We start from the raw sequence: 17,586 nt of genomic DNA on the forward strand, positions 1-17,586 counted from the left end.
GCGGGCCCGGAACCTGTCAGGATGGAGAGGTGACCCGAGTACTGGCGGTGGCCAATCAAAAGGGTGGGGTGGCCAAGACAACCACGGTCGCGTCGTTGGGGGCGGCCTTCGTCGACGCGGGCAAGAGTGTGTTGCTCGTCGACCTCGACCCGCAGGGATGTCTGACGTTCTCGCTGGGCAGCGACCCCGACAAGCTCCCGGTGTCGGTGCACGAGGTGCTGCTCGGTGACGTCGAGCCCAGCACTGCGCTGGTCGACACGGCTGAGGGCATGACGTTGCTTCCGGCCAACATCGATCTGGCCGGGGCGGAGGCGATGCTGCTGATGCGGGCCGGTCGTGAGTACGCGCTCAAGCGGGCGCTGGCCAAGCTGGGCGACCAGTTCGACGTGGTGATCATCGACTGCCCGCCGTCGCTGGGTGTGCTGACGCTCAACGGCCTCACCGCCGCCGACGAGGTGATCGTGCCGCTGCAGTGCGAAACGCTGGCCCACCGCGGGGTCGGTCAGTTCCTGCGCACCGTCGATGACGTGCAGCAGATCACCAACCCGAACCTCAAGCTTCTGGGCGCGCTGCCGACGCTGTACGACTCGCGCACCACGCACAGCCGTGACGTGCTGCTCGACGTCGCCGACCGCTATAACCTTCCGGTGCTGGCCCCGCCGATCCCTCGCACGGTCCGCTTCGCCGAAGCCAGCGCGTCGGGGTCGTCGGTGTTGGCAGGGCGAAAGAACAAGGGCGGCAACGCTTATCGCGAGCTTGCGACAGCGCTGCTGAAACATTGGAAGTCCGGTAAGGCGCTTCCGACGTTCGCCCCGGAGATCTAGCTCGGCGGACCGAACACGGTCAGCGCCGCGCCGCGCTGCTCGATCAGCTGGGTCCCGCTCACCGCGGGCACCACCGGACCGTTGCCGGCCGGGTGGCTCACGGGGATCACCCGCTGATTGGTGCCGCTGGACGGGTCGTACACCCCGATGCCGGTGGTCAGCGGGATCAGGAGCCGCCCGCCCATCATCGTCGCCGGCCCCACCGGACGGACCGGCCCGGCCGCGTTGATGGTGTAGCGGTAACCCAACTTTGCGTCGAAGACCTCGACGGAATCGCCGGTCCACCAGGTGATCAGGTCGCCGGCCTTGGTCACCGCTTGCGCCGGGTTGGCCAGCACCGGGGCCTTCGACATCAGCGTGGACGACACCTTGGTGCCGGTGACGTCGTACACGGCGATCTCGGGCTTGGGGGAGGGCAGGTACACCGCCGTGGTGCTTCCCGACACCGCCAGGACGCGGGCCTCCGAATCGGTGGCGACGCCGGGCAGCGGGACGTTCTTGGTGTCGGGCTCGTCTTCTTCCTTGGCCGGCTTGAGCAGGGTCAGGCGCAGGTCTTTCTGGTCGCGGCAGGCTTCGAGGACTGACACCGCCTCGTCGCTGGCGGCCGCCGACATCAACGTGCACCCGGTTCCCAGACCCTGGTTGACGGGTTTCACCCGAGCGTCGATCTCGCCGTAGGCCAACATTCGCACCAGATCCGAACGCCATAACTCCAGCCGCGTCGGGCCGGCGGCCAACACCGTGCTGCCGCTGGAGCTGAGCACGATCTGCTTGTCCGCGTAGGCCGTTCGGGTCGGTCCGCGCCGTCCGGTGCCGCCGTTGATGCTGCTGACCTGACCGCAGCCGCGTATATCGGGATAGACCGCGACGGCGAGGTCATAGACGTAGGACACACCGCACAGGTCGGTATCGCGGGCGAACGTCCACCTCGTCTGGCCGGTCTTGGGGTCGTGGCCGGTGACAGTGCGGCCTTCGCCGGTGATGACGGTCCCGCCGACCACGATCGGGCTCAGCGTGCGCGGACTGGTCGCCGTCCAGAGTTGGCGCAGGGTGTCGGGCACCGCCCGAGCGGGCACCGGGTTGGGTGCCGGGTCGGATGCGGGACGGCTGATCGTGGCCCGCGCCGAACTGTTCCACCAGAACAGTGCGGCGACGACGGCGACGACAACCACGATCGCCGCCGCAGCGACGAGGTCGCCCTTGGTGCGGCGCTCAGGTCTGACCATCTAGGCGACGATAGCGGTCGTCAGTTCGCGGTTGCGCCGGCCTCGGCCGCCTTGTTCGGGCGACGACGGCGCCGGCGCTTGCGGGCCGGGCTGCCGTCACCGGCGGCCGACTCGACCGAGGATCCGTCTGGTTGAGTGTCCGTCACCGTCTCGGCGGCATTGTCGGCATGGCCGTTGGCGCCTTCGCCGCCGCCGCGGGTGCGGCGACGCGAGCGGGAGCGCCCGGACCGTTCCCGGGTGGAGTCGGTGGAGCTGATCCGGGTGGCGTCCTTGTCCTCGGTCTTGGTGGCGCCTCTGGCGGACTGCCGCGGCTTACGCGCACCGCCGACGGTGCCGCCGGCCTCGGTCGGGATGCCCAACTCCTCGTAGAAGTGCGGTGAGTTCGAGTAGGTCTCGGCCGGATCGGCGCAGTCCAGCTTGAGGGCCTTGTCGATCATCGACCAGCGCTCGAGCTCATCCCAGTCGACCAGCGTGATCGCGATACCGGTCTTGCCGGCCCGGCCGGTGCGCCCGATGCGGTGCACGTAGGCCTGCTCGTCCTCAGGGATCTGGTAGTTGATGACGTGGGTGATGTCGTCGATGTCGATGCCGCGGGCGGCGACGTCGGTGGCCACCAGCACGTCGATGTCACCGGTGCGGAACGACTTGAGCGCTTTCTCGCGGGCGATCTGGCCCAGGTCGCCGTGCACGGCGCCGACCTTGAAACCGCGCTCGGCGAGTTCGTCGGAGACCTTCTGCGCGGTGCGCTTGGTGCGGGTGAAGACCATGGTCGCGCCACGGCCCTCGGCCTGCAGGATGCGGGACACCATCTCGACCTTGTCCAGCGCGTGCGCGCGGTAGACGAACTGCTCGGTGGTGTCGTGGGTGGCCGCCCCTTGCACGCCCTCGGCGCGGATGTGGGTCGGCTGCTTCATGAACGTGCGGGCCAGCGTGATGATCGGGTCCGGCATGGTCGCCGAGAACAGCATGGCCTGGCGCTCGTCGGGGATCTGGCGCAGGATCCGCTCGATGTCGGGCAGGAAGCCCAGGTCGAGCATCTCGTCGGCCTCGTCGAGCACCAGCATGCTCAGCCCGCCGAGCTGCAGATGGCCCTGCTGAGCGAGATCGAGCAACCGGCCGGGCGTGCCGATCACGACGTCGACGCCCTTCTGCAGGGCGGCGATCTGGGCCTCGTAGGGGCGCCCGCCGTAGATGGAGGTCACGGAGAGCTTGCGATCGCCGGCGCGCAGATACTTGGCGGCGCTGGCGAGGTCTTCGTACACCTGCAGGCAGAGCTCACGGGTCGGCACGACGACCAGACCACGCGGGATGCCGGACAGTTCGCGCTCGCTGTCGGTGGTGATGCGCTGGAGCATCGGCACGCCGAACGCCAGCGTCTTGCCCATGCCGGTACGGGCCTGGCCGATGAGGTCGTCGCCGGCGAGCGCCATCGGCAGGGTGAGTTCCTGGATGGCGAAGGCGAATTCCTTGCCGTCTTCAGCGAGGGCGCGGACGATCTCCTCGCGGACTCCGAGCTGGGCGAATGAGAGCTGGGGATGTGTGGTCAAAGGGGTCATGTGGCGGCGTTGTGCCTTCCGTAGTCGGTCCTCGTGTTGCTATCCAGCGCGCACGAGTTCTGACTGTCGGAATGGAGTCGGCTTCAAGAATTTCGATGCCGATTCGCCGGGCCCTGCACTGAGGGAGGCGGGCCCACTGCGTGCACGCACATTTCCTGAACAACGGTTTGTCACCGTCGTCCATCCACATCATAGCTGGTCGGCGACTTGGGTCCGGTTCGGTGTCCCGCCCGCGACTACAGTGACGGCCATGAGTGCCTCGCAGCCGGTGCCGGCCGCCGGAGATGTGACGGATGCGGCGGGGCGGGGGTTGTCCCGCGTGCAGGCCGATCATCCCGCCATCAACGAGCTGTTCACGCTGCTGGCCTACGGCGAGGTGGCGGCGTTCTACCGGCTGACCGAAGAAGCCCGGATGGCGCCCAACCTGCGCGGCCGGATCAATATGGCGAGCATGGCGGCCGCTGAAATGGGCCACTACGAGCTGCTGCGCGACGCGCTGTCCGCGCGTGGCGTCGATGTCGTGCCCGCGATGGCGCGCTACGCCCCCGCGCTGGAGAACTACCACCGCCTGACCACCCCGAGCACCTGGCTCGAGGCCCTGGTCAAGACGTATGTCGGCGACGCGATGGCCGCCGACTTCTATCTCGAGATCTCCGACGTGCTGCCCGACGAGATCGCCGGGGTGGTGCGCTCGGTGCTCGCCGAGACCGGGCATTCGCAGTTCGTGGTCGGCGAGGTTCGTGACGCGGTGACCACCTCCGGACGTCAGCGCAGCAGGCTGGCGCTGTGGTCGCGTCGGCTGCTCGGCGAAGCGATCACCCAGGCGCAATACGTGCTGGCCGACCATGACGAGCTGGTCGAGTTGGTGCTGTCCGGTCCCGGCGGGCTCGGTCAGGTCGCCGACTTCTTCTCCCGGCTGCAGCAGACGCACGACGACCGGATGCGTCAGCTCGGGCTGGCCTGACTAACGGTTGCAGGTCGCCGAGATCGCGTTGTCGGCCTGGGCGGCCACCGTCGTCCCCGTCGCGTCGGTGATCCAGCAGTTGAGCTGGCTTCCCGCACTGCTTGCCGTGATGTAGTTGACCGGCACAGTGGGCACCACGGTCAGCTGCCAGGGCAGCGCGACGTTCTCGGCGGTTCGCAGCGTCCCGGTTTCGTCGGCGTAGACGATGGTCACCGGGTCGTCGGGGCGCTGGTTGCCTGACACCGTGTAGACGACCTGGCGTGGATCGACCATCGGGGCGGCCAGGGCCGCTGCCGCCGGGATACTCGGCGTGACGGTGACGGGGGTTTCGGCAGGCATGCCGGCGACGGTGACAGTGACCGGTGCCGGCGGCGGGGTGGACGGGTGCGGCCCCGAGGTAGCCACCACTGTGCGTTTCGGTGCGGTGCCGTCGCTGCTGACGCTGGCCGCGCCGCCGGTCTTCACGACGAACGTCGTCGCCACGGCGGCAACCAGCACAACCGCGGCAGCCAGGGCCGCCCGTTGCCACAGGGGCCCGGTTGCGCGGCGTCCGTTGTCGGTCATCGAGATCAAGGTTAGGGACGGCCACGGCCGCTCTCGACACGCCGCGCGCGGTCGTTGCCATGCTGTTACCGCAGCTTGATGCCCTATTCGCTGTCCGCGAACGCCTGCCCGCGGCCGGGGTGGTCGGTGTCCACTAGCCTTCTGGGGTACAGCGCACACGAACGGAAGGGTCAAGCGTGGAGGTCAAGATCGGTGTCGCAGACAGCCCACGTGAGCTCGTCTTCAGCAGTTCGCAGACGCCCACGGAGGTTGAAGACCTGGTGACGGCCGCGCTGTCGGGAAGTGGACCGGACGTGTTGAGCCTGTCCGACGACAAGGGCCGCCGGATTCTCGTCCACGCATCGAAGATCACCTACGTCGAGATCGGCGTCGCTGACGTGCGCCGGGTCGGCTTCGGGATCGCGGCAGGACCCGCCCCCGCCGAGGCCTAGCCTCGGGTCAGCGGCACGTGTGCCAGTCCGCCCCAGGCGAACTGCACCGTGCCGTCGACGGCGTCTTCCTTGGTGATCGGGCGATCGGAGTCCAGCCAGTAGCGGGCACAGTCGACGCTGATGCCCACCAGTCCGACCGCGATCATCCGGGCGCGGTGCGGATCCAGACCGGAGTCACGGCTGATGAGGTCGAACACCGCGTCGGTGCACGCCTCGGTGGCGACCTTGACCTGTGCGGCGACCTGGGGCTCGGTGACGTAGTCGTTCTCGAAGATCAGCCGATAGCCCTGGCTGTCGTGCTCGATGAAGTCGAAGAACGCCGCAATGGCGGCACGCAACCGTTGCCGGTTGTCGGTGGTGGTGCGCAACGCCTGCCGCACACCCGACACCAAGTTGTCGACATGCTGCTGCAGCACTGCCAGGTACAGCTCGAGCTTGCTCGTAAAGTGTTGGTAGAGAACAGGTTTACTGACACCGGCGCGATCGGCGATCTCGTCCATGCCGGCGGCGTGATAGCCACGGTCGACGAACACTTCGCTGGCTGCGGTCAGCAGCTGGCCGCGCCGCTCGTCACGAGGCAGCCGGCTGCCGCGTCGTGCGGGGGTGCTAGCCGGACGGTCGCCAGTTCCAGCCCGCGAAGTTTTCCGCTCGGCCGTGTTGGCGATTTCGCTCATGAGTCCTCAATCTGATGGTCAGCCAAGACGCGATGCCTCGCTCTACCGGCTCGTCGCACCGACAGTACTACTCGGTGCAGTTACTGGCCCGTAGCCGTCTCGGGGCGGCGGTACTGGCGCGCCGGAAGTCGGCCGACCACCGGTTTGTGCCATCCTGGGTCGGTGACCTACGACCCGGGGCATCGCGGGGACGGTCGTGTACCGGTGCTGCGCAGCGAATGGCGTGAGCCGTTGCGTGCCCAGCGCGACCCGCTCGCCGGCGATTCCGGGCGGCCCAGATCCAACCGCGACCAGCGCCGCCAGTGGCGCAAACAGACCTGGCTGGGCCGGTTCATCTCGACTTACGGCTGGCGGGCCTACGCCCTTCCGGTGCTCATCGCGCTGACCGGGGTTGTGCTCTATCAGACGATCACCGGTACGGCCGCCCCCGCGGTCGAGACGCACGACGCCGTGCAAGGGCCGCCGACGATCGGCTCCAGCGGCACCGCGATCATCGGCGCCCCGCCGCGCGGTCTGACGGCGTTCGACGCGAACCTGCCGACCGGCATCCTGCCCGAGGGCGGCGCCTACACCGAGGCCGGCGCCAAGACATGGCGCATCGTGCCGGGCACCACACCCAAGGTCGGCCAGGGCACCGCCAAGGTGTTCACCTACACCGTCGAGGTGGAAGACGGTGTCGACACCGCGTCGTTCGGCGGTGACGAGGGCTTCGCCCGCATGGTCACCGAGACGCTGGCCAACCCCAAGAGCTGGATTCACAATCCCCAGTTCGCCTTCCAGCGCATCGACGCCAGCACCCCCGAGGTCAAACCGGACTTCCGGGTGTCGCTGACCTCCCCGATGACCGTCCGCGAGGGCTGCGGATACGAGATTCCGCTGGAGTCGTCCTGCTACAACCCCGCCTACGGACCGGACGCCGAGCGGCGGGTGTTCATCAACGAGGCGCGCTGGGTGCGCGGCGCGGTGCCGTTCCAGGGCGATGTCGGCTCCTACCGGCAGTACCTGGTCAACCACGAGGTCGGCCACGCCATCGGCTACACCACCCACGAGCCGTGCGACGAGAACGGTGGGCTGGCGCCGATCATGATGCAGCAGACCTTCTCCACGGCCGACGACGATGCCGCGAAGTTCGACCCCGAGTCCGTCAAGGCCGACGGCAAGACGTGCCGGTTCAACCCCTGGCCGTATCCGATCGCCTGAGTCTTCCGGCGCGAGCGTGCACTCAAGGCACGCCCCGACGGCGTGTCGCCGGGCTGACACGCACGCTCGCGGCGTTCGAGGGAAGCTTTGGCTTCTGTTTGCCGTTGAACCGACCACCTGCTGAGATGAGCGGGGACCGTCGAAACCCGAGGAGTGTCCGGTGTCCTCACCGTTGCCGCCGCTGGTCGAGCCAGCTGCCGAGCTCACCCGCCAGGAAGTAGCCCGCTACAGCCGTCACCTGATCATCCCGGACCTGGGCGTCGTCGGGCAGAAGCGCCTGAAGAACGCCAAGGTGCTGGTGATCGGCGCCGGCGGGCTGGGCTCGCCGGCCCTGCTCTACCTGGCCGCCGCCGGCGTCGGCACGATCGGCGTCGTCGAGTTCGACGTCGTCGACGAATCCAATCTGCAGCGCCAGATCATTCATGGCCAGTCCGATATCGGCCGGTCCAAGGCCGAGAGCGCCCGGGACTCCATCCTGGAGATCAACCCGCTGGTCACCGTCAACCTGCACGAGCTGCGGCTGGAACCCGACAATGCCGTCGAGCTGTTCGAACAGTACGACCTGATCGTCGACGGAACCGACAACTTCGCCACCCGCTACCTGGTCAACGACGCCGCGGTACTTGCGCACAAGCCCTACGTGTGGGGTTCGATCTATCGCTTCGAGGGCCAGGTTTCGGTGTTCTGGGAGGACGCCCCCAACGGCTTGGGCCTGAACTACCGCGACCTCTACCCCGAACCGCCGCCACCGGGCATGGTGCCGTCCTGCGCCGAGGGTGGCGTCCTGGGCATCCTGTGCGCGTCGATCGCATCGGTGATGGGAACCGAGGCCATCAAGCTGATCACCGGCATCGGCGACCCGCTGCTGGGCCGTCTGATGGTCTACGACGCCCTCGACATGACGTACCGGACGATCAAGATCCGCAAGGATCCCGAAACGCCGAAGATCACCGAACTCATCGACTACGAGGCGTTCTGCGGTGTGCTGTCGCAGGACGCGGCCGACGCGGCCCACGATTCGACACTGACCCCCCAGGAACTGCGCGAACTGCTCGACTCGGACAAGAAGGTCGCCCTGATCGACGTCCGCGAGCCGGTGGAGTGGGAGATCAACCACATCGGTGGCGCCGAGCTGATCCCGAAGTCGGCGCTCGAGTCGGGCGAAGGGCTGGCCAAGATTCCGCAGGATCGGATCCCGGTGCTGTACTGCAAAACCGGTATCCGTTCCGCCGAGGCGCTGGCGGCGTTGAAGAAGGCCGGATTCTCCGATGCTCTGCACCTTCAGGGCGGCATCGTGGCGTGGGCCCGGCAACTCGAACCCGACATGGTCATGTACTGACGGCCTCTCGGCCTCGGCACGCTTTACCCTGACGGGATGACCGACGAACGTCCGCCTGACCATGTCCTGGCGGCCTTCGGTCTCAAGTACGCCGAACCGGAGCCGCTCGGCGCCGGCTGGGAGGGTGGCTGGCGCTGCGGTGAGGTCGTGTTGTCGACGATCGCCGACCACGCCCGCGCCGCCTGGTCGGCCAAGGTCCGCGAGACGCTCTTCGTCGACGGTGTCCGGTTGGCGCGGCCGGTGCGCTCGACCGACGGCCGCTATGTGGTGGCGGGCTGGCGGGCAGACACCTTCGTCGCCGGAACCGCCGAACCCCGCCACGACGAGGTGGTCTCGGCGGGCGTGCGCTTGCACGAGGCGACCGCCAAGCTCGAACGTCCCCGATTCCTGACCCAGGCCCCGGTGGCGCCGTGGAGTGACGTCGACGTGTTCGTCGCCGCCGACCGGGCAGCCTGGGAGGACCGTCCGCTGCAGTCGCTGCCGCCGGGCGCGACGGTGGCACCCGGCTCGGCCGACGGGGAACGGTCGATCGAACTGATCAACCAATTGGCCAGTCTGCGCAAGCCCACCAAGAGTCCCAGCCAACTCGTGCACGGCGATCTCTACGGCACCGTGCTGTTCGCCGGAACGGCGGCACCCGGTATCACCGACATCACCCCGTATTGGCGACCCGCGCCGTGGGCGGCCGGTGTCGTCGTCGTCGACGCCCTGGCCTGGGGCGAGGCTGACGACGGACTCATCGAGCGGTGGAACGCATTGCCCGAGTGGCCACAGATGTTGTTGCGCGCGTTGATGTTCCGGCTGGCGGTCCATGCGCTGCATCCCCGCTCGACGGCGGCGGCGTTCCCGGGTCTGGCGCGCACCGCGGCGCTGATCCGGTTGATCCTCTAGAACGTGTGGCGGGCCTGCGCCAGGTTCACCCTGCCGTCGTCGGCCAGTACGCCCTCGGCCCGCAGCAGTTCGAGTTGGCGTCTCGCCAGGTGCGGTGCCGGCCGGCCCGACGCCGTGATCACCCGGTGCCAGGGCAGATCCGAGGAGTCGGTGCGCATGATCCAGCCGACGATGCGCGGGCTGGAAAGTTCTGCAGCCGAGGCGATGTCGCCGTAGGTGGCGACGCTGCCCGGCGGGATGGACGCCACCAGACGGCGGACCAGTTCGACCTGCTCGTCGGTGACCGGTGCCATGGCTAACGCGATTCGAGCATGTCCCGGATGATCGCCGCGGTCTCGGCCGGTTTGGCCTGGGCGACCATGTGCTGGCAGTCCAGATCGACCATCGTGAAGGCGGTGCCGAGGCGCGACGCCAGTCCGTCGATCAGTTCCGCGCTGACGTAGGGCGGTTCGGTCCACGTCGCGCGCACCAGCGTCGTGCGGGTGCCCGGATGCGGGAACACGATCTCGCGGGCCAGTTCGCTCCAGTACGACATCATCGCGGGCACGCTGATGCGCCAGCCGTAGCGGCCGTTGGGCAGCGCGATCAGATGCTCGTCGAGTTCGGCGTCGAGATCCTCTTCTGGGACGTCAGCCCATGAGCCGGTGAACTTTTCGCTCCGCGCCTCGGCGCGGTCGGTGTAATCGGGGGAGGCCAGCATCGCGTCGGCGATCTCGCTCATCCATACGCCGTCGAGTCCGATGGCGGGATCCAGCAGCACCAGCCCGGCCACCAGGTCGGGGCAGGCGGCGGCGAGGTGCAGTGCCACGGCCCCGCCGAAGGAGTGCCCGACCACCACGACCGGGCCGCCCGCCTGCTCTTCGACCAGGGTGGCCAGCGCGGCCACGTTCGCGTCGATGGACCACGGCGCCGACCACGGGGACCGGCCGTGGCCGAGCAGATCGGGTGCGGCCAGCGCGACGCCGGGCAGATGCCGATCGCTCAGTGCCTGCCACCGCCTGCCGTGTCCGGTCAGTCCGTGGATGGCCAGCACCTGAACGGGTCCCGACGGGCCGTAGCGGTGCACGTGCAGGTGGTCGCTCACAGGCCTCATGCTGCCATTGCCCGAACTTGTCGGAGCCTCGTGGTGTCATTCCGGCATGACCACCCCCGACCGCGTGAACCCCGGTTCACTGGCCGACGTCGCCGAACCCGACGCCCTGATGCGGCCGGGGCTGCGCGGCACGTTTCGTGTCGTCGGGGGGCCGGGCACCGGTAAGAGCAGTGTGCTGGTGGCGACGGCCGCAGCCCACATCGCCGCCGGGGCGGATCCGGAATCGGTTCTGCTGCTGACGGGTTCGGGCCGACTGGCGGCCGCTGCACGCGGCGCGCTGACCGCCGAGCTGCTCAAGGCCCGCTCGGCGCAACCGTGCCGCGCGGTGGTGCGCGAGCCCCTCGTGCGCTCGGTGCACAGTTACGCGTTCGCGGTGCTGCGCCAGGCGGCCGCCCGCGCCGGTGACCCGCCCCCGCGGCTGGTCACCGGCGCCGAGCAGGACGGCATCATCCGCGAGCTGCTGGCCGGTGACCTCACCGACGGCGCGGCCTCGGTGTCCGGGTGGCCGGCGCAGCTGCTGCCCGCGTTGAGCACCGCCGGCTTCGCCACCGAACTGCGCGATCTGCTGGCCCGCTGCGCCGAGCGCGGCGTGGACCCACTGCAGCTGCAGCGGCTCGGCCGGTTGTCGGGACGCCCGGAATGGGCGGCGGCGGGCCGTTTCGCCCAGCAGTACGAACAGGTGATGCTGCTGCGGGCGGCGGTCGGCACCGCGGCACCCCAGGCCACCGTCCCGGCGCTGGGGGCGGCCGAACTGGTCGGCGCCGCACTCGAGGCGCTCGGCAACGACGCCGAACTCCTGGCCGCCGCCCGATCGCGAATCCGGCTGTTGCTGGTCGACGACGCCCAGAATCTCGACCCACAGGCGGCCCGGCTGGTGCGGGTGCTGGCCGCCGGTGCCGAGCTGACGCTGCTCGCCGGTGACCCCAACGAGGCGGTGTTCGGTTTCCGCGGTGCCGATCCTGAGCTGTTGACTGCCAACGACACTCCGGTCGTCGAACTCTCCCGTTCCCACCGTTGCGCCCCCGCACTGGCGCGCGCCATCAGCGGTGTCGCGGCCGGGCTGCCGGGCAGCGGGCCATGGCGTGCACTGGCCGGCACCGGTGAGGGCGGCACGGTCACCGTGCGGGTGGCAGCCTCCACGCACGCCGAGGCGGCCCTGATCGCCGACCGGCTGCGCCGCGCGCACCTGGTGGACGGTGTGCCGTGGTCACAGCTGGCGGTGATTGTGCGATCGTCGTCGGCGGCGGCATCGCTGAGCCGCGCCTTGGCCGGTGCGGGGGTTCCGGTGGCCGCGCCGTCGGCGGCCGGCCCGGTCGCGCAGCAGCCGGCGGCCCGAGCGCTGCTGACGGTGCTCGCGGCCACCTGCCACGGGCTTGACGGCGAGCAGGCGCTGGCACTGCTGACCGGCCCGATCGGCCGTGTCGACCCGGTGTCGCTGCGCCAGCTACGACGGGCCTTGCGCCGCAACGTGGGCGACGCCACCCGCGATTTCGGCGAACTGCTCGCCGAGGTGCTCACCGCCGGATCGACGGATCTGCCTGCAACGCTGGGCCGCCCGGTCAACCGGGTGCGGGCGGTGCTGGCCGCGGCGGCGCGCGCCAACCGCGGTAACCGGGACCCGCGCTACACGCTGTGGCAGGCCTGGGAACGCAGCGGCCTGCAGCGCCGCTGGCTTACAGCCGCTGAACGCGGCGGTACCGACGGCGCTGCCGGCGAACGGAACCTGGCCGCCGTCACGGCACTGTTCGACCTGGCCGACGACTACGTCTCCCGCACCACCGGGGCCTCACTGCCCGGCTTGCTCGACCATGTTGCGGCGCTTCAGCTTCCGCCGGTGAAGTCCGACGGCGCCGAATCGGCCGAGACGGTCTCGGTGCTCAGTCCGCACGCCGCCCTCGAGCGGGACTGGGAGCTGGTGGTGATCGCCGGACTGCAGGACGGTCTGTGGCCCAACACCACCCCGCGGGGCGGGATTCTGGGTACTCAACGGCTGCTCGACGTCCTCGACGGGTTGGGCGACGACGTCTCGGTGCGGGCGCCGCTGCTCGCCGAGGAACGCCGGCTGCTCATCGCGGCCATGGGCAGAGCCCGACGCGAACTGCTGGTCACCGCGGTCGACAGCGACGACGGCGACGACGCAGCGCTGCCCTCGCCGTTCGTCGCCGAGATCGGGCAGTGGGCCACCACCGAGGCGGCGATCGCCACGGCTCAGCCGGTCGCAGCACCGCCGGTGCTGTCACCGGCGGCGGTGGTGGGTAGGCTGCGCGCGGTGGTCTGCGCCCCGCCGGGCGCTGTTGAGGACGCGCAACGTGCCACCGCAGCACGACAATTGGCCCGGCTGGCCGCCGAGGGAGTACCGGGCGCCGACCCTGCGCAGTGGTACGGCATGGCGACGGTGAGCACCGAGCAACCCCTGTGGTCCGGTGCCGAGCACACCGTCACCTTGAGCCCGTCGACGTTGCAGGCCTTGACCGACTGCCCGTTGCGCTGGCTGGCCGAGCGGCACGGCGGTGCTGCCCGGCGCGACTTGCGCTCCACCCTCGGCTCGATCGTGCACGCGCTGGTCGCCGAGTCCGGCAAGAGCGGGGAGCAGCTCGTCACGGAGCTGGAAAAGATCTGGGCGGCAATACCGTTCGATTCGTCGTGGTATGCCGATAATGAGCTCGACCGGCATCGCGGCATGCTGGAGGCATTCGCGGCGTGGCGTTCGGCGACCCGCCATGAACTCACCGAGGCCGGCACTGAGGTCGAGGTGGACGGGCTGGTCGCCGAACCGGGCGCCGAGGGCCCCGGTGTCCGGGTGCGCGGGCGGGTCGACCGCCTCGAACGCGATGCGCAGGGACGCCTGGTCATCGTCGACGTCAAGACCGGCAAGAGCCCGGTCACCAAGGATGACGCCCAGCGTCACGCCCAGCTCGGCTTCTATCAGCTCGCCGTCGCCGAGGGGGTCGTCGGCGAGGACGACCGTCCCGGCGGTGGTCGACTGGTCTATATCGGAAAGCCCAGTGCGGCAGGGGCAACCGAACGTGAGCAGTCCCCGCTCACCGAGGACACCCAGGCGCAGTGGCGCCAGACGGTACAGGGTGCCGCCGCCGCCACCGCGGGGCCGCAGTTCGTCGCCAAGGTCAACGACGGGTGCACGCACTGCCCGATGCGGCCCGGATGCCCCGCGCACACCACACCCCGGACGGAGCCCTCATGACCTACACCCCCGCGGAACTCGCTCAGGCCCTTGGTGTTCCGGCCCCCACCGACGAGCAGGCCGCGGTGATCGCGGCTCCGCCCGGGCCGCTGGTGGTCATCGCCGGCGCGGGTGCCGGTAAGACCGAAACCATGGCCGCCCGGGTGGTGTGGCTGGTGGCCAACGGATTCGCCGAGCCGGGACAGGTGCTGGGGCTGACGTTCACCCGCAAGGCAGCCGGTCAGCTGCTGCGCCGGGTCCGTTCGCGGCTGGCCCGCCTGGCGGGCCATCTCGGTGCCCCGGCCGCGCTCGGCGCACCGACCGTCAGCACCTACCACGCGTTCGCCGGCACGCTGCTGCGCGAGTACGGCCTGCTGTTGCCGGTCGAGCCGGATGCCCGGCTGCTCAGTGAAACCGAGATGTGGCAGTTGGCCTACCAGGTGGTCAGCGCCTATCCGGGACCGCTGGACACCGACAAGGATCCCGCCAGGGTCACCGCGATGGTGCTGCGGCTGGCCGGCGAGCTGGCCGAGCACCTGGTCGACACCGACGCGCTGCTCGACACGCACGTCGAGCTCGACCGTCTCGTGCACGCCCTGCCCGCCGGCCGCTACCAGCGCGACCGCGGGCCGAGCCAGTTTCTGCTCGGGATGCTGGCCACCCAGACCGAACGCGCGGCCCTGGTTCCGCTGATCGACGCCGTGCACCGCCGGATGCGCGCCGAGAAGGTCATGGACTTCGGCTCGCAGATGTCGTCTGCGGCGCGGCTGGCCGTCGGCTGCCCGCAGGTCGGTGCGGAGCTGCGCAGCCGGTACCGCGTGGTGCTGCTCGACGAGTATCAGGACACCGGCCACGCCCAGCGCATCGCGCTGTCGTCGTTGTTCGGTGGGGGAGCCGACGACGGGCTGGCGTTGACGGCCGTCGGGGACCCGATCCAGTCGATCTACGGCTGGCGTGGTGCGTCGGCGACCAACCTGCCGCGGTTCACCACCGACTTCCCCCGCTCGGACGGATCCCCGGCGCCGACGCTGGAGCTGCGGACCAGCTGGCGCAATCCGCCCAGCACCCTGCACGTCGCCAATGCGGTGTCGGCCGAGGCCCGCCGCCGTTCGGTCGCGGTACGCCCGCTGAGGTCGCGCCCGGGAGCCGAGCCAGGCACGGTCAGCTGTGCGCTGCTCACCGATGTCGCCACCGAACGGGAGTGGGTCGCCGACCACATCGCCACGCGCTACCGGCAGGCGAGCGCGGCTGGCGCCCCGCCGCCGACGGCCGCGGTGCTGGTCCGGCGCAATGCCGACGCCGGCCCGATGGCCGAGGCACTGACGGCTCGGGGCGTCCCGGTCGAGGTCGTCGGCCTGGCCGGGCTGCTGTCGATTTCCGAGGTCTCCGACGTTGTCGCGATGCTGCGCCTTGTCGCCGATCCGGCGGCGGGCGGGGCCGCGATGCAGGTGCTGACCGGTGCGCGCTGGCGGCTGGGTGCGCACGACATCGCCGCGCTGTGGCGACGCGCGGTCACTCTCGACGGGCAACGGCCTGCGGCGGTCAGCCCGGAGCAGATCATCGCCGCGGCCGCGCCGGACGCCGACACTGCGAGTCTGGCCGACGCGCTGGCCGACCCCGGCTCAGCCGGGGCATACTCCGAGGACGGATACCGCCGGATCACTCAGATGGCCGACGAATTGTCCCGTCTTCGAACACTTTTGGGCAACCCGGTGACCGAACTGGTGGCCGAGGTGCGCCGGACCCTCGGCGTCGATGTCGAGGCCCGCGCAGCCCGTCCGGTCGCCGCGGGGTGGAGCGGTGCCGAACACCTGGACCGCTTCGCCGATGTCGTCGCCTCCTACACCCAGCGCCCGGGGATCGGGGTGGACAGCCTGCTGGCCTACCTCGACGCCGCCGCGGTCGTCGAGAACGGCTTGGCGCCGGCGGAGGTCAGTGTGTCGGCCGACCGGGTCCAGATCCTGACCGTGCACGCCGCCAAGGGATTGGAATGGCAGGTGGTCGCGGTCCCGCATCTGTCCGCCCGGGTGTTCCCGTCGACGGCATCGAAACGGACCTGGTTGTCCGACCCGTCGGACTTGCCGCCACTGCTGCGCGGCGACCGTGCCGCGGCGGGCCTGCACGGTGTCCCGGTCCTGGACACCTCGACGGTCAGCGACCGCAAAGGGCTCTCCGAGTGCATCATCGCCCACCGCGACCAGCTCGGTCAGCGCCGCATCGACGAGGAACGCCGGCTGTTGTACGTCGCGATCACCCGCGCCGAGGACACCCTGCTGTTGTCGGGCCACCACTGGGGGCTCACCGAGTCCAAGCCGCGTGGCCCATCGGACTTCCTCGTCGAGATCAGGGACATCATCGAGGCCTCCGTCGCGGCGGGCGAACCCTGCGGACAGGTGGAGCACTGGGCCCCCGTGCCCGCAGATGGCGAACGAAACCCCCTGCAGGACAAGCCTCGTGAGGCGCTGTGGCCGGCCGACCCGCTCGGCGACGCCCGCGCCGACGTCGAGCGCGGCGCGGCGCTGGTGAGCGCGGCGATCTCGGGTGCACTGCCCGACGGTGCCGACGACGATCCCGAGGGCTGGGCCGCAGATGTCGACGCGCTGTTGGCCGAACGCTCCCGCAGCGCTGCGCCGGTCGCCCCGGCGCTGCCCGGCCAGTTGTCGGTCAGCGCCCTGGTCGAACTCGACCGCGACCCGGCGGGTGCGGCCCGGCGGCTGGCGCGCCGACTGCCGTCGCGGCCGGATCCGCACGCCATTCTCGGTACTGCGTTCCACGAGTGGGTGCAGCGCTTCTACGGCGCCGAGCGGCTCTTCGACCTCGACGACCTGCCCGGTGCGGTCGACGACGGCCCCGTCCAGGCCGCCGAACTGTCTGCACTGCAGGAGAAGTTCACCGCCTCGCCGTGGGCGCTGCGCACACCGGTGGATGTCGAGGTGCCGTTCGAGATGACGATCGGCGACACCGTCGTGCGTGGCCGTATCGACGCGATCTTCCCCGACCCCGACGGGACCATGACCGTGGTCGACTGGAAGACCGGCGAGCCACCCGCTGACGACGCGGCCCGCAAGCATGCGGCCGTCCAGCTCGCGGTGTATCGGCTGGCGTGGGCCGCGCTGAGCGGACAGCCCGAATCGTCAGTGCGCGCAGCGTTCTATTACGTGCGATCGGGCCAGACCGTTATGCCCGAAAACCTGCTTGGGGCAACCGAATTGGTCGACCTGCTGGGCTCAGCTAGAAGCGCGGAGCGTTGCGCCTGATGGCCACCGCCTGGGTGATCATCGGCACCTGGAAGGGCAGGCGGGCCAGCGCGGCGAGCTTCATCGGCAAGGGCTTGTCCCACCACAGCCGCACCATGTTGACGTTGGCCGGGAACACCGCCAGATACAGCGCGATCGCGGCCAGCGCACCGGCGCGCCGTGTCCGCGGAACCAGCAGCATGGCGCCGACGCCGACCTCGGCGACACCCGAGGCGTAGGTGTAGAACCGGGGATCGCCCGGCAGTTCGGCGGGCACGATGGTGTCGAAGGGCTTGGGTGCCGCAAAGTGGCCCAGGCCGATCGCGATGAGCATCGCGGCGGTGCGGTAGGCAGGCGCCTGGCTCTTGGAGACTGCGGGTTCAGTTGTCGTCGTCGGCATGGGTACA

Annotated in this window: 15 protein-coding genes; 8 read left to right on the forward strand and 7 right to left on the reverse strand. The window is 70.0% G+C overall.

Annotated elements, in window-relative coordinates; all coding sequences use genetic code 11:
* Positions 1 to 41: 41 nt before the first annotated feature.
* Complete coding sequence (locus tag OG976_RS20080) at positions 42 to 824, forward strand: ParA family protein (RefSeq protein WP_328363814.1); 783 nt, start codon at positions 42 to 44, stop codon at positions 822 to 824.
* On the opposite strand, the gene OG976_RS20085 is transcribed toward OG976_RS20080, so the two are convergent.
* Both OG976_RS20085 and OG976_RS20090 read right to left on the reverse strand, forming a co-directional pair.
* Positions 821 to 2,050: an Rv3212 family protein gene (locus tag OG976_RS20085; protein ID WP_328352618.1), complete on the reverse strand. Its 1,230-nt coding sequence runs from the start codon at positions 2,048 to 2,050 to the stop codon at positions 821 to 823. The genes OG976_RS20080 and OG976_RS20085 overlap by 4 nt on opposite strands.
* Positions 2,051 to 2,070: 20 nt before the next feature.
* Positions 2,071 to 3,606, reverse strand: a complete 1,536-nt coding sequence (locus OG976_RS20090; RefSeq protein ID WP_328352621.1) for a DEAD/DEAH box helicase — start codon at positions 3,604 to 3,606, stop codon at positions 2,071 to 2,073.
* 250 nt (positions 3,607 to 3,856) lie between these two features.
* On the opposite strand from OG976_RS20090, the gene OG976_RS20095 reads away from it, so the two are divergent.
* Entirely contained in the window at positions 3,857 to 4,570 is a 714-nt protein-coding gene (locus OG976_RS20095; protein ID WP_328352624.1) for a ferritin-like fold-containing protein, read from the forward strand.
* On the opposite strand, the gene OG976_RS20100 is transcribed toward OG976_RS20095, so the two are convergent.
* Entirely contained in the window at positions 4,571 to 5,134 is a 564-nt protein-coding gene (locus OG976_RS20100) for an MmpS family transport accessory protein (RefSeq protein ID WP_328352627.1), read from the reverse strand.
* A 176-nt stretch (positions 5,135 to 5,310) separates the two neighbouring features.
* Here OG976_RS20100 and OG976_RS20105 point away from each other — a divergent pair, with 176 nt between their 5' ends.
* The gene (locus OG976_RS20105) at positions 5,311 to 5,565 is read left to right on the forward strand and encodes a DUF3107 domain-containing protein (RefSeq protein ID WP_328352630.1); all 255 of its coding nucleotides are present in this window, start codon (positions 5,311 to 5,313) and stop codon (positions 5,563 to 5,565) included.
* Here the strand turns inward: OG976_RS20105 and OG976_RS20110 are convergent.
* On the reverse strand, positions 5,562 to 6,239 hold the full coding sequence (locus OG976_RS20110) for a TetR/AcrR family transcriptional regulator (protein WP_328352633.1): 678 nt from the start codon (positions 6,237 to 6,239) through the stop codon (positions 5,562 to 5,564). The two genes, OG976_RS20105 and OG976_RS20110, sit on opposite strands and share 4 nt — an antisense overlap.
* Before the next feature lie 162 nt (positions 6,240 to 6,401).
* On the opposite strand from OG976_RS20110, the gene OG976_RS20115 reads away from it, so the two are divergent.
* From OG976_RS20115 to OG976_RS20125, 3 genes are all read left to right on the forward strand, one after another.
* Positions 6,402 to 7,439 (forward strand): DUF3152 domain-containing protein, encoded by a 1,038-nt coding sequence (locus OG976_RS20115; protein ID WP_328352636.1) that lies wholly within the window; start codon positions 6,402 to 6,404, stop codon positions 7,437 to 7,439.
* 160 nt (positions 7,440 to 7,599) lie between these two features.
* Positions 7,600 to 8,778: an adenylyltransferase/sulfurtransferase MoeZ gene (gene moeZ, locus OG976_RS20120; RefSeq protein WP_328352639.1), complete on the forward strand. Its 1,179-nt coding sequence runs from the start codon at positions 7,600 to 7,602 to the stop codon at positions 8,776 to 8,778.
* A 36-nt stretch (positions 8,779 to 8,814) separates the two neighbouring features.
* Positions 8,815 to 9,669: a TIGR02569 family protein gene (locus tag OG976_RS20125; protein WP_328352642.1), complete on the forward strand. Its 855-nt coding sequence runs from the start codon at positions 8,815 to 8,817 to the stop codon at positions 9,667 to 9,669.
* On the opposite strand, the gene OG976_RS20130 is transcribed toward OG976_RS20125, so the two are convergent.
* Together OG976_RS20130 and OG976_RS20135 are read right to left on the reverse strand one after the other, a co-directional pair.
* Complete coding sequence (locus tag OG976_RS20130; RefSeq protein WP_328352645.1) at positions 9,666 to 9,962, reverse strand: MGMT family protein; 297 nt, start codon at positions 9,960 to 9,962, stop codon at positions 9,666 to 9,668. The genes OG976_RS20125 and OG976_RS20130 overlap by 4 nt on opposite strands.
* A gap of 2 nt (positions 9,963 to 9,964) precedes the next feature.
* Positions 9,965 to 10,762 (reverse strand): alpha/beta fold hydrolase, encoded by a 798-nt coding sequence (locus tag OG976_RS20135; protein WP_442930364.1) that lies wholly within the window; start codon positions 10,760 to 10,762, stop codon positions 9,965 to 9,967.
* 46 nt (positions 10,763 to 10,808) lie between these two features.
* Between OG976_RS20135 and OG976_RS20140 the strand changes: the two genes are divergently transcribed.
* Entirely contained in the window at positions 10,809 to 13,964 is a 3,156-nt protein-coding gene (locus OG976_RS20140) for an ATP-dependent DNA helicase (protein ID WP_328352651.1), read from the forward strand.
* Positions 13,925 to 17,200, forward strand: coding sequence for an ATP-dependent helicase (locus OG976_RS20145; RefSeq protein ID WP_328363817.1), 3,276 nt, complete (start codon positions 13,925 to 13,927; stop codon positions 17,198 to 17,200). Before OG976_RS20140 ends, OG976_RS20145 begins: the two co-directional genes overlap by 40 nt.
* On the opposite strand, the gene OG976_RS20150 is transcribed toward OG976_RS20145, so the two are convergent.
* On the reverse strand, positions 17,175 to 17,579 hold the full coding sequence (locus OG976_RS20150) for a DoxX family protein (RefSeq protein ID WP_328352654.1): 405 nt from the start codon (positions 17,577 to 17,579) through the stop codon (positions 17,175 to 17,177). The two genes, OG976_RS20145 and OG976_RS20150, sit on opposite strands and share 26 nt — an antisense overlap.
* Positions 17,580 to 17,586: the final 7 nt, after the last annotated feature.

This window comes from Mycobacterium sp. NBC_00419, assembly GCF_036023875.1.
In the GTDB taxonomy this organism is placed as follows: domain Bacteria; phylum Actinomycetota; class Actinomycetes; order Mycobacteriales; family Mycobacteriaceae; genus Mycobacterium.